The organism is Streptococcus sp. 27098_8_22 (assembly GCF_041432415.1).
Lineage (GTDB): Bacteria > Bacillota > Bacilli > Lactobacillales > Streptococcaceae > Streptococcus > Streptococcus pseudopneumoniae_M.
Genome location: NZ_JAPVZP010000001.1, coordinates 224,136 through 239,977, shown reverse-complemented (window position 1 = coordinate 239,977; position 15,842 = coordinate 224,136). Strand labels below are relative to the sequence as shown.

Here is a 15,842-nt window from a genome sequence, read left to right as displayed (position 1 = left end):
TCAGATTAAGTTCCGCTATGGTGGAAGTTAGTGTGAGACGTTTGAATGGGGTTGAAGGTTAATTTTTAGAACTTATGTTGGAGTAATTTAGACGACTGACAGACGTCTTCTGCAGGTATTTTAGAAATGCCCAGAAGCTTAGGAATCTCTTCTCCGTAAGTAAAAGCAAAGATTTCATAGGCTGACTTTCCATTTAAAGCAGCACGTTTGACGTTGTTGACATGAGAACAGACGAGATTGATGTCCTCTTGAGTTAAGTTGTCAAAGGAAGTTCCCTTAGGTAGAATGTCGCGAATCATCGTGTGATTTTTCTCAATTCTCCCTTTCTGGTCAGAGCGATTAGGGTCACAAAAGAAGAGCTTACTCTCTCCTCGAACATCCATTTCGATGTCATCAACCCTGGCAAACTCTCCACCATTATCGGTCAGAATGACAGGAAAGAGTTGGAAGAAATCTTTGTCAGCTTCGTGAAGGGTATTCTTAATATCATAGAGGTGTTTGGTAACCTCAAGGGCAGTTTTATTTTCCAGAATCCTAGCGAAGATAAAATTACAGAAAGATAGATTGAAGGTGAGTAGGACTTTACCTCCCATTCTGCCCATAACTGTATCCATTTCCAGCCAAGAGTTTAGTTGGTTAAGGACTAAATAGTTTTGAAAATCCTCATAGGAACGGTCTTTTTTATCTTCTTTAGGGATGGAAGGTAGATTACTTTTTCGTCTTTCTTTAAATTTAACGGCTCTGACTAGGTCAATAGGAGCGATAGATAGATATCCTTTTCGGATATGTCGATAGACGGTTGAGGAGCTAACATCAAGATTGTGAATTTTGAGGATATGATAGATGTGTTGTCCCTTTTTAACACCATCAGAAATGACTTTGTCCATGTCCCAGAAGGTCTTGGAATTGAGAGGAGTTCCTTCACGAGCTTCTACAAGAGTTTGTTCGTACTGTTTTTGAGCTTGTTTAGCGAGGTAGAAGATTTTCTGATAGCCACAATTTTGTCTTCTTTTAGGGCATCCATTACAGACAAAGGGAGCCTTATCGAGTAGAGGGCAAGGAAGGTTATCGCATGTAGATTCTCTAACTTGTCTGTTTCGTTTGACTTCTTTAGAAACAGTAGTTGGGTCTTTTAGTATAAATTGCCCAATAGCTTTGAAGGTTTCACCGCGCTCTAAACCTAATTGGATATCATTACGGTCTGAAAGGGTAAGGTGTTTATGTTTGGTCATAGTAGGCCTCATTTCTACCACAAACGTCTCACACTTAATTCCACCATAAAAATCCGTTTTAGACTAATTTCCACTTTGGTCAGGCAAGTGGAAGTTACTTTGAGAAGTTACCAATTTCAGGCTCTTTTTAGTAAAGGCTTGACAAAATTCCTTACTTTGTGGGAAACTAATAGTTGATTATTTATAACTAGGAGAAGTTATGCGTATTGTTTATCTGATTATTGGATTTCTGTCATTAGCTCTGGCTATTGTTGGAGTTGTCTTGCCCTTGTTGCCAACGACTCCTTTTCTTTTGTTGTCTATTGCTTGTTTTTCCAGAAGTTCTAAGCGTTTTGAAGATTGGCTTTATCATACCAAGCTTTATCAGACTTACGTAGCGGACTTTCGTGAGACCAAGTCTATTGCGCGTGAACGGAAGAAAAAGATTATCGTATCGATCTATATCTTGATGGGAATTTCCATTTATTTTGCGCCTCTTTTACCAGTCAAAATTGGTTTGGGATGTTTAACCATCTTTATCACCTACTATCTTTTCAAGGTGATTCCTGATAAAGAATAGCTTTAATAAGTAATGATTTTCCTTGATAAAAATAAAAACATATTCGAAATAATATGATATAATAAATTTAAAGTAATCTTCAAGGAGAATCAAATGATTTACGAATTTTGTGCTGAAAATGTAACCTTGCTTGAAAAAGCTATGCAGGCAGGAGCTCGCCGTATCGAGCTATGTGATAATCTAGCAGTTGGTGGAACAACACCGAGCTACGGAGTGACCAAGGCAGCTGTGGAACTGGCTGCCGACTACGATACGACCATTATGACTATGATTCGACCACGTGGTGGTGATTTTGTCTACAATGATCTCGAGATTGCTATTATGCTCGAGGATATTCGTCTAACTGCTCAGGCAGGTAGCCAAGGTGTCGTCTTCGGTGCCTTAACAGCTGATAAGAAGTTGGACAAGGCCAATCTTAAAAAGTTGATTGCTGCATCTAAAGGTATGGAAATTGTTTTCCATATGGCATTTGATGAATTGAGCGACCAGGATCAGTTGGAAGCTATTGATTGGCTCAGCCAAGCTGGAGTTACACGTATCTTGACTCGAGCTGGTGTATCTGGCGATTCTCTAGAGAAACGTTTTGCTCACTATCATAGAATTCTAGAACACGCTGCAGGAAAAATTGAAATTTTACCTGGTGGAGGGATTGACATGGACAATCGTCAAACCTTTATTGACCAACTGGGTGTGACACAATTACATGGAACTAAGGTCGTCTTTTAAAAAATAGAAAGGAACTGCTAGCTTTTGGTAGCAGTTTTCGCTTATGTTTGAAATTTTTAAAGCTTATCAGTTTAATAGTAAAAAGGCTAAAGAGTATGGGTTGGTTAAAGAGAGAGGTGCATGGACTTATAGCACACCCATTTTACAAGGTGACTTTCTCATGAGAGTTATAGTTGTGGATGGAGACTTAAGTTTTCAAGTTTATGACCAAGAAACTGGCGATCTTTATCCTCAAGTTCACATGGAAAGTATGAGAGGTACTTTTGTTGGAACTGTTCGAGAGGCTTGTTTAGAAGTTCTTCATGAAATCCGAAAGTCTTGTTTTGATGTGCAGGATTTTATCTGTCCTCAGACCAAGAGAATCATGGCACTCGTTCAAGAAAAGTATGGAAATCAATTGGAATATCTATGGGAGAAATCCCCTGATACAGCTGTTCTGCGCCATGAGGGCAATCAAAAGTGGTATGCTGTTTTGATGAGAATCTCTTGGGATAAGCTTGAAAAGGGCAGAGAAGGACACGTAGAAGTCGTTAATATTAAACATGATCAAGTAGCTGATTTATTACTAGAAAAAGGCATTTACCCTGCCTTTCATATGAATAAACGCTATTGGATAAGTCTTCCACTAGATGACACTCTAACTGACGAAAAGGTGCTTGAATTATTTGAGAGAAGTTGGTTTTTGACTTCAAAAAAATGAAATTGTATGTTTGATTTTTCAAATACTTTCAATCGGCAAAATATTCTTTATTGAAGAAATTTTCAGAAAATATTGGATTTTTTCTTGACAAGTGATTTTTCCTATGCTAGAATACAAAACAAGACATCAAACAAAGGAGAAAGTCAAACATGAAAACAGCTAAGTTTAATCAATTTGCTTTGTTGTTGAGGTACTTGGACTAGTGCAAAAGCATTAGTCCTGTTTGGCTTACCAAGCGGGAGTAAATCAACATCTCGCTTGGAACTCCGAGCGAGATGTTTTTTCTATATCGAAAATGTGAAGGGAGAATTCTCATGCGTGTAGTTGAGTTTTTAGATACCAGTCTCCGAGATGGTGAGCAGACGCCAGGTGTCAATTTTTCAATAAAGGAAAAGGTTGCTATAGCTAGACAACTGGAGAAATGGGGGATATCAGCCATCGAAGCTGGTTTTCCAGCAGCTAGTCCTGACTCATTTACTGCAGTTCAGGAAATTGCAAAAGTCTTGAAGAAAACAGCGGTGACTGGTTTAGCTCGCTCTGTTAAATCAGATATTGACGCTTGTTATGAAGCACTTAAGGATGCTAAGTATCCACAAATCCATGTTTTTATCGCTACTAGTCCTATCCATCGCGAATTTAAGTTGAATAAAAGCAAAGAGGAAATTTTGGAAGCTATTAAAGAGCATGTTTCCTATGCACGGAGTAAATTTGAAGTGGTAGAATTCTCTCCTGAAGATGCGACTAGAACTGAGCTGGATTTCCTCTTACAAGTCGTTCAAACAGCGGTTGACGCAGGTGCAACCTATATCAATATTCCTGACACGGTTGGTTTTACCACACCAGAGGAATATGGGAATATCTTCAAGTATCTGATTGACAATGTTAAAACCGACCGTCAGATTATCTATTCGCCTCACTGCCATGATGACCTTGGAATGGCGGTAGCAAATAGCCTTGCTGCTGTAAAGAATGGTGCAGGACGTGTAGAAGGAACCATTAACGGTATTGGAGAACGAGCTGGAAATGCTGCTTTAGAAGAAATAGCAGTAGCTCTCAATATTCGCCAAGATTATTACCAAGCAGAGACGAGTATTGTCCTAAACGAAACGATTAATACGTCCGAAATGGTCTCTCGCTTCTCAGGGATTCCAGTTCCCAAAAATAAGGCAGTTGTCGGTGGAAATGCCTTCTCACATGAATCAGGTATTCACCAAGATGGCGTTCTTAAAAATCCTCTTACTTATGAAATCATCACACCTGAATTGGTTGGTGTCAAGAGCAATAGTCTTCCGCTCGGTAAATTGTCTGGTCGTCATGCCTTTGTAGAAAAACTGAGAGACTTAGCCCTAGATTTTACAGACGAAGACATCAAATCACTTTTTGCTAAGTTCAAGGCCTTGGCAGATAAGAAGCACGAAATCACTGATGCTGATATTCGAGCTCTGGTAGCCGGAACCATGATCGAAAATCCAGAAGGCTTCCACTTTGATGACTTGCAACTTCAAACCCATACAGATAACACAATTGAAGCACTTGTTAGTCTAGCAAATATGGATGGTGAGAAGGTCGACTTTACAGCTACAGGACAAGGTTCTGTTGAGGCTATCTTTAACGCTATCGACAAATTCTTTAATCAATCTGTTCGCTTGGTATCCTACACCATTGATGCTGTAACGGATGGCATCGATGCTCAGGCACGGGTGTTGGTTACTGTTGAAAATAAAGAAACTGAAACAATCTTTAACGCATCTGGACTTGATTTCGATGTGCTGAAGGCTTCAGCTATTGCCTACATCAATGCCAATACTTTTGTTCAAAAAGAGAATACCGGAGAGATAGGTCCAAATGTTTCCTATCGCGACATGCCTAGTCTTTAAAGGAGAATACCATGACAAAGAAAATTGTTGCCCTAGCAGGTGATGGGATTGGACCAGAAATCATGGAAGCTGGTTTAGAAGTTCTAGCATCTATAGCTATAAAAACAGACTTTGACATTGAGATAGTCAGACAACCTTTTGGCGGTGCAGGAATTGATGCTACAGGACATCCCTTGCCAGAAGAAACGCTCAAGGCTTCTAGAGAAGCGGATGCTATTTTACTTGCTGCAATCGGTAGTCCTCAATATGATGATGTTCCAGTTCGACCCGAACAAGGACTTTTGGCTCTCCGAAAGGAACTCAATCTCTATGCTAATATTCGTCCGGTTAAAATATTTGAGAGTCTCAAGCACTTATCGCCTCTCAAACCGGAACGAATTGCTGGTGTTGACTTTGTTGTAGTACGTGAGTTGACAGGTGGGATTTACTTTGGTGATCATATCCTTGAAGACCGAGAAGCGCGTGATATCAATGATTATAGTTATGAGGAAGTAGAGCGGATTATTCGTAAGGCTTTTGAAATCGCAAGAAGTCGGAGAAAAATACTTACTAGTATCGATAAGCAGAATGTGTTGGCAACATCAAAACTCTGGAGAAAAGTGGCTGAGGATGTCGCACAGGATTTCCCAGATGTGACCTTGGAACACCAGCTAGTGGACTCAGCTGCCATGCTCATGATTACCAATCCTGCTAAGTTTGATGTCATCGTGACAGAAAATCTTTTCGGAGATATTCTCTCGGATGAATCAAGTGTTCTATCAGGTACACTCGGGGTTATGCCATCAGCCAGCCACTCTGAAGATGGTCCGAGTCTCTATGAACCTATTCACGGTTCGGCACCTGATATTGCTGGGCAAGGTATTGCCAATCCTATTTCCATGATTTTATCAGTTGCTATGATGTTGCGTGATAGTTTTGGACGATATGAGGATGCAGAGCGTATCGAAGATGCTGTTGAAGCAACTTTAGGTGCCGGAATTTTAACGAGAGATATAGGAGGACAGGCTTCGACCAAGGAAATGACGGAAGCCATTATCGCAAGACTATGAAACTAAACGAAGGAATTACTTTTGCCCTCCTGATTTGGAATCTCATCATTTTCTTGATATATGGCATTGACAAATTTAAGGCAAGAAGAGATGCTTGGCGAATACCTGAAAAATATTTATTATCATTTGCATTCTTATGTGGTGGCTTTGGTGCTTGGTTGGCAGGAATCGTTTTTCATCACAAGACTAGAAAATGGTATTTTAAAATAGTTTGGTTTCTAGGAATGGTGACCACGCTAGTAGCCTTATATTTTATTTGGAGGTAATTGATGGCAGGAAAATCGATTTTTGATAAATTATGGGACCTCCATGTGATTACAGGAGAAGAAGGACAGCCTCAACTCATGTATGTAGATCAGCACTATATTCACGAGGTGACCAGTCCTCAAGCTTTTCAAGGATTGCGAGATGCAGGACGTAGATTGAGACGACCGGATTTAACATTTGGTACCTTCGACCACAATGTCCCGACGGTCAATATATATGATATTCTAGATGTAATCTCCAAAGCACAGATTGATAAGTTAGCTAAAAATGTTGAAGAGTTTGAAATCGAACATGCAGCCCACGGTTCAGAAAAGCAAGGTATCGTTCATATGGTTGGTCCAGAAACAGGAAGAACACAACCAGGAAAATTTATCGTCTGTGGTGATAGCCATACTGCAACTCACGGAGCTTTTGGAGCGATTGCCTTCGGTATTGGAACCAGTGAGGTCGAACATGTCTTTGCTACTCAAACCATTTGGCAAGTTAAACCCAAGAAAATGTTGGTAGAATTTACTGGTGTTCCTCAAAAAGGAGTTTATTCTAAGGATTACATTCTCGCCTTGATTGCCAAGTATGGCGTTGCTTGTGGTGTTGGCTATGTGGTTGAATATCGTGGGCAAGCGATTGATGCACTGACCATGGAAGAGAGAATGACTATCTGCAATATGTCCATCGAGTTTGGCTCCAAGATGGGAATCATGAATCCAGATCAGACCACTTATGACTATTTAAAGGGTCGAGAGTGTGTTCCCAAGGATTTTGATGCAGCAGTAGCTGATTGGAAAAGGCTTGTTAGCGACGACGATGCCGTTTATGACAAGGTTATCCGAATAGATGTCTCTGAATTGGCTCCTATGGTGACTTGGGGAACCAATCCTGCTATGGGGGTTGGTTTTGACAGTAGTTTCCCAGAAATTAAGGATATGAATGATGAACGAGCCTACAATTACATGGATTTGGAGCCTGGTCAAAAGCCAGCAGATATTGAATTAGGCTATATCTTTATAGGTTCATGTACCAATGCTCGGCTCAGTGACTTGCAACTGGCTGCTCGATTTGTCGAAGGGAAGAAGATTGCCCCTAACTTAACAGCTATTGTGGTACCTGGTTCTCGACCAGTCAAGCGAGCTGCTGAAAAGTTGGGCTTGGATAAGGTTTTCCAAGATGCTGGTTTTGAGTGGAGAGACCCAGGTTGCTCCATGTGCCTAGGAATGAATCCTGACAAGGTCCCTGATGGCGTGCACTGTGCCTCAACCAGTAACCGCAACTTTGAAGATAGACAAGGATTTGGCGCTAAGACCCATCTCTGTAGTCCAGCCATGGCAGCAGCAGCAGCTATTGCAGGGCGCTTCGTAGATGTTCGACAAATGCCAGAAGCCCAGTAAGGAGAGGATATGGAGAAATTTACAGTTTATACGGGAACGACCGTTCCTCTTATGAATGATAATATTGATACCGACCAAATTCTACCCAAGCAGTTTCTGAAATTGATTGACAAGAAAGGTTTTGGTAAATATCTCATGTATGCTTGGCGTTATCTGGACGATAAGTACACTGAGGATCCAGACTTTGTCTTTAACCGACCTGAATATCGCAAGGCGAGTATTCTCATCACAGGAGATAACTTTGGGGCTGGCTCTTCTAGAGAGCACGCAGCTTGGGCACTAGCAGACTATGGCTTTAAGGTTGTGATTGCAGGATCTTTTGGAGATATTCATTACAATAATGAACTCAATAATGGCATGTTACCAATCGTTCAACCTAGGGAAGTTAGAGAAAAACTCGCCCAGCTCCAACCCACTGACCAAGTGACGGTTGACTTGGAACAACAAAAAATCATCTCACCAATTGGAGAATTCACTTTTGAAATCGATAGTGAATGGAAACACAAGCTTTTAAATGGTTTGGATGATATCGGTATTACTTTGCAGTATGAAGATTTGATTGCTGCTTATGAAAAACAACGCCCAGCCTACTGGCAGGAATAGAAAAAATTAGAAAAGGAACTATAGAATTATGACAAAACACATTCAATGGAACGGAACACTTTCACAAGAAGGCTATGACATTTTAAAAGGAGAGGGCGGATGTATCGTTTGCCCTACAAAAGTCGGTTATATCATCATGACTAGCGATAAGGCAGGACTTGAACGCAAGTTTGAAGCAAAAGAGCGTAACCGTAACAAACCAGGTGTTGTACTTTGTGGTAGCATGGATGAGCTTCGTGCTTTAGCACAACTCAATCCAGAAATTGAAGCCTTCTATCAAAAACATTGGGACGAAGACATTCTTCTAGGTTGTATCCTTCCATGGAAACCAGAAGCCTTTGAGAAATTGAAAGCATACGGTGATGGTCGTGAAGAACTCATGACAGACGTTCGTGGTACTAGCTGTTTTGTCATCAAGTTTGGTAAAGCTGGTGAACAGTTGGCTGCTAAACTTTGGGAAGAAGGTAAAATGGTCTATGCCTCATCAGCTAACCCATCTGGAAAAGGAAACCGTGGTAAGGTAGAAGGGATCGGAGCACGTATCGAAGGAGCAGTAGACCTTGTCATCGAAGCAGACGACTATGTGGCATCCATCCAACCTGACAAAACGATTGAAACGCGCTACGAGCAAGGTGTGATGGTGTCTATGGTCGATAAAGACGGCAAACTCATCCCAGAACAAGGAGGAGCACGTTCAACTTCACCAGCTCCAGTTGTAATCCGCAAAGGACTTGACATTGATAAAATCATGATGCATTTGTCAGATACCTTTAACTCATGGGACTACCGTCAGGGTGAGTATTATTAAGATTGAAAAGAAGTCTAGTGTTATGAGATATTAAAGCTCCTAACACTGGGCTTTTTCTTTAGAAATTCTTTTCTTTTTATATAGGATATGATATTCTATATATGAAATGTATAGTTTTTATTCGAACATTATTATAAAAGGAGTAAGATTGATGCTGAAAAGAAAAGTTAGTTTGGAAGATTTTTATGCTTGGTACCAAGAAAATAAAATAAGATTAAGAGAAGATGCATCTAAATATAGTATTTACAATGAACAATTACGTGAAGAATTTCTTAAAGAGTGGCCTCTTGATAGAATTTTAAACATGTCTATCGATGAATATGTCATTGGGAAAGGAGCTCAAAGCAATTCTTTTTGCTACGGTCTTGAGAGGGGAAAATACAAATCCTTATTTATGGGAATTGGAGGTGGAGGTTCTTCAAAATTTGGTATTTATTGGAATGAGGATACTAAAAGCTATAAGAATCAAGCAAATAAAATCATTCCAGAATCAGAACTAGAAGACCGATTTAACAAATTAAAATCGGATTTGTATGAGATCATTCAAGCTGGTAGAAAATTAGATTTCAATAATCCTATCTTTGACATGAAAAATTCAAAGAATGAATTTATTGGGCGTTCTGCAGTTGTTACAAAACTTCTTTGTATCTATTCTGAGGGATATTCTTTCTTAGGTATAAATCTTAATAGTCAAAAGAGATTCTGGGACAAGCTACTTCCTCAAAAAAATCAAGGGGGCCCTTATCTTCAGAATCATGAGATTTGTCAACTCGTATTGCAAAAATATCCTGAGCTGGAACCATCATTGTTGGGAAGTATCTTATTTGAATATTCAACACAATTTTTAGACGAAAAAGAAAAGAAAGAAGAAAAAATGTCTCTAGAATATAAGGTTTATCATCCATTGAGTCAAACTCTACTACAATCCAAAAACCTCATTCTCCGTGGTGCACCAGGAACGGGAAAAACTTATCTTGCTAAAGAAATTGCTAAAGAATTAACGGATGGCAACGAAGATCAAATCGGCTTTGTACAGTTTCATCCATCTTATGATTATACGGATTTTGTTGAGGGTTTAAGACCGGATTCAAATGAGGATGGCAGTATATTTTTTAAATTAAAAGAAGGTATTTTTAAGAAGTTTTGTCAGAATGCTATAGATTCTAAGAAGATTGGAGGTCAAGATAATTTTGATGAAGCTTGGGATTCTTACTTAGAATATATAAATGTTGCTGAAGAAAAAGAATATATAACAAAAACATCTTACTTATCTGTTAATAGTAGACAAAATTTGTCAGTAAATTATGATAGTGGTGTTCCAGGATGGTCACTACCTCGCAAATATGTTTACGAGTTGTATAAAGATAAAAATTATAATAAGCAAGAATACTACAAAAGTGGTGGAAGAACTGTCCTAGAAACATTGAGAAAGAGATTTGGTCTGAAAGACTACCTTTCCCCAACAGAGGTTGATACAGACAAAAAATTCGTCTTCATCATCGATGAGATCAATCGTGGTGAGATTTCTAAGATTTTTGGTGAACTATTTTTCTCTATTGATCCTGGCTATCGTGGTGAAAAGGGAAGTGTTTCTACCCAGTACTCTAATTTACATGAGACTAATGACAAATTTTATATTACTGAGAATGTTTACATCATTGGAACTATGAATGATATTGACCGTTCGGTGGATACTTTTGATTTTGCAATGCGCCGTCGTTTCCGTTTTGTTGAAGTTACTGCTGAAAGCCAACTAGGAATGCTCGATAATACTCTTGGCGATAAAGCGGAAGAAGCTAAAACCCGCCTAAGAAATTTGAATACTGCCATCGAAAAGGTTCAGGAATTAAACAGTCATTATCATATCGGACCAAGTTATTTCCTTAAGTTAAAGGAAGTAAATTTTGATTATGAAGACCTCTGGTCTGATTATCTGAAACCACTCTTGGAAGATTACTTGCGCGGTTCTTACGAGGAAGCTGAAATTCTAGAAAATTTGAAAAAGTCCTTTGACAAGACAAGCAATGAACAAAAAGATCAGGTAGTTACTGATAACAATGAAGGCGATGGAAATGAAAATGCGGATCACTGATAATCAGCATAAGATTATTAAAGAAGACTTTGTTGCAGAATATCCCAAAATAAGCCAACTTCTCTTAGATAGAACACTAGATAATCTTTCTCAAGAAGACAATATCTTTATTTTTCCAAATGACTTGCAATATTCTCCTGACTTGGATAAGGACCAAAAGATATTGGAAACAGTCAATCAGAAAATTAAGACGGGAAATGTCATTGGATTTCTTGGCTACGGTCAGGAGAGATTAACCATTTCTTCTCGTTTTTCAAACGAAAGTGATGACTTTTTTTGCATTATCTACTGCAGAAAGTTCTAAATATCAATCTCACTAGTTTAGATGTTCCTTTGTCGCGTGAAGATAAACTCTATCAGCTTTTAATCTACCTCTTTCCTAAGTATCTTCAAGCAGCTCTCCGAAAAGGTCTTTATAAGGAATACCAGAGATTTTCTTATAATGACAGCCATGTTAAGGGAGTAGTTGATGTAGGAAATCATCTCAAGAAAAATCTTCCTTTCACGGGAAATGTTGCCTATACAACAAGAGAGTTTACTTTTGACAATCCGATGATGCAACTGATCCGTCACACAATTGAATTCATAAAGAATCAGAAAAGTATAGGGAGAGAAGTTCTTGAAAATCTCTCAACTAGTCGTGAGAATGTGGCAGAAATCGTGCGAGTAACATCCACTTATAAACTAGCTAATCGAGCTAAGATTATCAGACTAAATCAAACCAAACCTCTTCGTCATGCCTATTTTCGAGAGTACAGAAAGTTGCAAGAGCTTTGCCTGATGATCCTAAATAGAGAAAAGCATGGTTTAGGATACCAAGAGAAAAAAATCCATGGTATTCTTTTTGATGTTGCCTGGCTTTGGGAAGAGTATGTTTATACCTTGTTGCCAAAAGATTTCACCCATCCACGAAATAAGGATAAGACAGACGGTATTTTAGTATTTTCTGACCGTGAACGAAAAGTATTTCCAGATTTCTATCATCAAAACCATAAAATCGTACTAGATGCTAAATATAAAAAACTGGAATTGACTGAAAAGGGAATCAATCGTGAGGACTTGTTCCAGTTGATTTCCTATTCTTATATTTTAGAAGCTGAACAGGCTGGGCTTGTTTTTCCTAGCAAGAAAAAGGTAGTTGATAATGAGATAGGTAACCTAGCAGGTTATGGAGCCTTGTTGAAGAAATGGTCTATCCAAGTTCCTGGACAAGTCGAAAGCTATCAAGATTTTGTCAGGAAGATGGAGTCCTTTGAAAAAGTCTTTATCGAAAATCTAGGTAGAAATTTAAAAGGTAAGACAAATTCAGGGAAAATGTCTAGTTATCTCTTTGATTGAAAACAAAAAACACGAACATTATTTGTTTTCAGTCATAATAATTGACAAAAAACGGACATTATTGTAAACTTGTTAGAGTAATTGTCTGGAAAAGACGAGGCTATTCCTAACTTTAGGAAAGTCTAAAGAAGAGAAATGAGAGATATATGTTAAACGAATTTCCAATCTTTGACTATGAAGATATTCAGCTAATCCCAAACAAGTGTGTTCTTCAAAGTCGAGCAGAAGCTGACACACATGTGACCTTGGGGAAACATACCTTTAAGTTGCCAGTTGTCCCTTCTAATATGCAGACGATCTTGGATGAAGATGTTGCTGAACAGCTTGCCAAGGGTGGCTATTTTTACATTATGCACCGTTTTGATGAAGAAGGACGCATTCCTTTTGTCAAACGTATGCACGATCAGGGTTTGATTGCTTCTATCTCTGTTGGTGTTAAAGACTACGAGTACGACTTTGTTAGTCAATTAAAGGCTGATGCACCAGAGTACATCACTATTGATATTGCTCATGGTCATGCTGATAGCGTTATTTCAATGATTCAGCACATCAAGAAAGAATTGCCAGAGACTTTTGTCATCGCTGGAAACGTTGGAACTCCAGAAGCTGTGCGTGAACTTGAAAATGCTGGTGCAGATGCTACTAAGGTCGGAATCGGTCCAGGTAAAGTATGTATCACTAAGGTTAAAACTGGTTTTGGTACTGGCGGTTGGCAGTTAGCGGCCCTTCGCTGGTGTGCTAAAGCTGCGCGTAAACCGATTATTGCCGATGGTGGTATCCGTACACACGGAGATATTGCCAAGTCAATCCGCTTTGGTGCAAGTATGGTTATGATTGGTTCACTATTTGCAGGTCATATCGAAAGTCCTGGTAAAACAGTTGAAGTTGATGGTAAACAATTCAAAGAATACTATGGTTCGGCTTCAGAATACCAAAAAGGTGCCTATAAGAATGTCGAAGGTAAAAAAATCCTTCTTCCTGCCAAAGGGCATTTACAGGATACCTTAACTGAGATGGAACAGGATTTACAAAGTTCGATTTCTTATGCTGGAGGTCGTAAGGTTGCTGATCTTCGTCACGTTGACTATGTCATTGTGAAGAACTCTATCTGGAATGGAGATGCTCACTAAAAATATGATTACTTATTTATGTCGCGAATTGGCGTGGCGTTTCTACAAGGTACCGTAAATACCTAACAATGAGTAAGCTGCAGAGATATAAGGATAGGTGTTAAATCTATTTCTTTATTTCCTAGAGGCTTACTTGGTAAGTCTCTTTTTATTTCGGAGGTTATTGTGAAATTATTAGAGGAACGAATTTTAAAGGACGGAAACGTTCTTGGTGAGAATATTCTTAAGGTGGATTCCTTCTTAACCCACCAAGTTGATTATTCCTTGATGCGCGAGGTTGGTCGTACTTTTGCAGAGCATTTTAAAAATGCTGGTATTACCAAAGTCGTAACCATTGAGGCATCTGGAATTGCCCCAGCCCTTTATGTGGCTGAACAGTTAGATGTACCCATGATTTTTGCTAAGAAGGCAAAAAATATCACTATGAATGAAGGAATTTTAACAGCTGAAGTTTATTCTTTCACTAAACAAGTAACTAGTACCGTATCCATTGCAGGGAAGTTCTTATCTCCTCAAGATAAAGTATTGATTATTGATGATTTCTTGGCTAATGGTCAAGCAGCTAAAGGTTTGATTCAGATTATTGAACAGTCTGGTGCTACAGTTGAAGCTATCGGAATTGTGATTGAAAAATCTTTCCAAGATGGTCGTGGACTGCTAGAAAAATCAGGCCATCAAGTAGTATCACTCGCGCGATTAGAGCGTTTTGAAAATGGAAAAGTTATTTTTAAGGAGGCAGACATCTAATGAAACAACAGGAAAACCACTCACAGGCAGCCGTTCTTGGTTTGCAACACTTGCTAGCCATGTACTCAGGTTCAATCCTGGTACCAATCATGATTGCAAGTGCTTTAGGGTATTCAGCTCAACAGTTGACTTACCTTATTTCAACAGATATCTTTATGTGTGGGGTTGCAACTCTCTTACAATTGCAACTCAATAAACATTTTGGTGTTGGTTTACCTATTGTTCTTGGGGTAGCCTTCCAGTCTGTTGCTCCTCTTATCATGATCGGTCAGAGTCATGGTAGCGGTGCTATGTTCGGAGCTTTGATTGTTTCAGGGATTTATGTTATCCTGATTTCAGGTATCTTCTCTAAGGTTGCCAATCTTTTCCCTGCAATCGTAACTGGATCTGTCATTACGACGATTGGTTTGACCTTGATTCCTGTTGCCATCGGAAATATGGGAAATAACGTTGAAAAACCAACTGGACAAAGTTTAGCCTTGGCCATGATTACAGTCCTCATTATTCTTTTGGTCAATATCTTTACCAAAGGATTTATCAAATCTATTTCCATTTTGATTGGTTTGATTGCAGGTACCATTATCGCTGCAACAATGGGCTTGGTTGATTTCTCACCGGTAGCAGAAGCTCCACTCGTTCATATCCCAACTCCATTTTACTTCGGTGCTCCGCAATTTGAGATTTCTTCTATTGTCATGATGTGTATTATCGCTACTGTATCTATGGTAGAATCAACTGGTGTTTATCTTGCCCTTTCTGATATTACTAAAGATCCAATCGATAGCACTCGTCTTCGCAATGGTTATCGTGCAGAAGGTCTCGCTGTTCTGCTTGGTGGACTTTTCAACACCTTCCCATATACAGGATTTTCACAAAACGTTGGTTTGGTGAAACTTTCAGGTATTCGTACTCGTTTGCCAATCTACTACGCAGCTGGTTTCCTTATCTTACTTGGTCTCTTACCTAAGTTTGGTGCCTTGGCTCAGATTATTCCTAGCCCTGTTCTTGGTGGAGCAATGCTGGTCATGTTTGGTTTTGTATCTCTTCAAGGGATGCAAATCTTGGCGCGTGTAGACTTTGAGCACAATGAACACAACTTCCTCATTGCAGCAGTTTCTATTTCTGCTGGGGTAGGATTGAACGGAAGCAATCTCTTCAATACTTTACCGACTGAATTACAAATGTTCTTTTCAAATGGTATTGTCATTGCAAGTACAGTAGCCATCGTCTTGAATGCTATTTTGAATCGTAAAAAATAAAAATAAATGAGAAGTGATAGAAATATCCTTCTCATTTTCTTTTTTTAGAGCTTGAGTATTGTTTATAGAG

General features: G+C 39.1%; 14 protein-coding genes, 1 pseudogene and 1 riboswitch. Of the genes and pseudogenes, 14 read left to right on the top strand and 1 reads right to left on the bottom strand.

The window, feature by feature from the left end; translation table 11 throughout:
* Positions 1–65 precede the first annotated feature (65 nt).
* A complete protein-coding gene (locus tag O3633_RS01220) occupies positions 66–1,232 on the bottom strand; it encodes an IS30 family transposase (RefSeq protein WP_371620106.1) in 1,167 nt (388 codons plus the stop codon).
* Between the two features lie 199 nt (positions 1,233–1,431).
* Between O3633_RS01220 and O3633_RS01215 the strand changes: the two genes are divergently transcribed.
* The 14 genes and pseudogenes from O3633_RS01215 (at position 1,432) to O3633_RS01150 (ending at position 15,772) form a co-directional block, all read left to right on the top strand.
* Complete coding sequence (locus O3633_RS01215) at positions 1,432–1,791, top strand: YbaN family protein (RefSeq protein WP_001223807.1); 360 nt, start codon at positions 1,432–1,434, stop codon at positions 1,789–1,791.
* 93 nt (positions 1,792–1,884) lie between these two features.
* Positions 1,885–2,517 carry a copper homeostasis protein CutC gene (locus tag O3633_RS01210; protein WP_371620105.1) on the top strand — a complete coding sequence of 211 codons (633 nt, stop codon included), beginning with the start codon at positions 1,885–1,887 and terminating at the stop codon, positions 2,515–2,517.
* 43 nt (positions 2,518–2,560) lie between these two features.
* Positions 2,561–3,217: an MmcQ/YjbR family DNA-binding protein gene (locus O3633_RS01205; RefSeq protein WP_371620104.1), complete on the top strand. Its 657-nt coding sequence runs from the start codon at positions 2,561–2,563 to the stop codon at positions 3,215–3,217.
* A 314-nt stretch (positions 3,218–3,531) separates the two neighbouring features.
* Positions 3,532–5,094 (top strand): 2-isopropylmalate synthase, encoded by a 1,563-nt coding sequence (locus tag O3633_RS01200; RefSeq protein WP_371620103.1) that lies wholly within the window; start codon positions 3,532–3,534, stop codon positions 5,092–5,094.
* 11 nt (positions 5,095–5,105) lie between these two features.
* The gene (gene leuB / locus O3633_RS01195) at positions 5,106–6,143 is read left to right on the top strand and encodes a 3-isopropylmalate dehydrogenase (protein ID WP_371620102.1); all 1,038 of its coding nucleotides are present in this window, start codon (positions 5,106–5,108) and stop codon (positions 6,141–6,143) included.
* Positions 6,140–6,409 carry a DUF1294 domain-containing protein gene (locus tag O3633_RS01190; protein ID WP_000772899.1) on the top strand — a complete coding sequence of 90 codons (270 nt, stop codon included), beginning with the start codon at positions 6,140–6,142 and terminating at the stop codon, positions 6,407–6,409. Before leuB ends, O3633_RS01190 begins: the two co-directional genes overlap by 4 nt.
* Positions 6,410–6,412: 3 nt before the next feature.
* Positions 6,413–7,795 (top strand): 3-isopropylmalate dehydratase large subunit, encoded by a 1,383-nt coding sequence (gene leuC, locus O3633_RS01185; protein ID WP_371620101.1) that lies wholly within the window; start codon positions 6,413–6,415, stop codon positions 7,793–7,795.
* Positions 7,796–7,804: 9 nt separating this feature from the next.
* Positions 7,805–8,398, top strand: coding sequence for a 3-isopropylmalate dehydratase small subunit (gene leuD / locus O3633_RS01180; RefSeq protein WP_371620100.1), 594 nt, complete (start codon positions 7,805–7,807; stop codon positions 8,396–8,398).
* Positions 8,399–8,426: 28 nt separating this feature from the next.
* The gene (locus tag O3633_RS01175; protein ID WP_371620099.1) at positions 8,427–9,206 is read left to right on the top strand and encodes an L-threonylcarbamoyladenylate synthase; all 780 of its coding nucleotides are present in this window, start codon (positions 8,427–8,429) and stop codon (positions 9,204–9,206) included.
* A gap of 151 nt (positions 9,207–9,357) precedes the next feature.
* Entirely contained in the window at positions 9,358–11,298 is a 1,941-nt protein-coding gene (locus tag O3633_RS01170) for an McrB family protein (RefSeq protein WP_371620098.1), read from the top strand.
* Positions 11,285–12,636, top strand: a pseudogene (locus tag O3633_RS01165) (McrC family protein). Before O3633_RS01170 ends, O3633_RS01165 begins: the two are co-directional and overlap by 14 nt.
* Before the next feature lie 146 nt (positions 12,637–12,782).
* On the top strand, positions 12,783–13,766 hold the full coding sequence (gene guaC / locus O3633_RS01160; RefSeq protein WP_371620097.1) for a GMP reductase: 984 nt from the start codon (positions 12,783–12,785) through the stop codon (positions 13,764–13,766).
* Positions 13,759–13,855, top strand: a riboswitch (purine riboswitch). Its footprint overlaps the gene before it by 8 nt.
* 76 nt (positions 13,856–13,931) lie before the next feature.
* Positions 13,932–14,513 (top strand): xanthine phosphoribosyltransferase, encoded by a 582-nt coding sequence (locus O3633_RS01155; protein WP_371620096.1) that lies wholly within the window; start codon positions 13,932–13,934, stop codon positions 14,511–14,513.
* Positions 14,513–15,772 carry a nucleobase:cation symporter-2 family protein gene (locus O3633_RS01150; protein ID WP_301559285.1) on the top strand — a complete coding sequence of 420 codons (1,260 nt, stop codon included), beginning with the start codon at positions 14,513–14,515 and terminating at the stop codon, positions 15,770–15,772. Before O3633_RS01155 ends, O3633_RS01150 begins: the two co-directional genes overlap by 1 nt.
* The last annotated feature ends 70 nt before the right edge of the window (positions 15,773–15,842 follow it).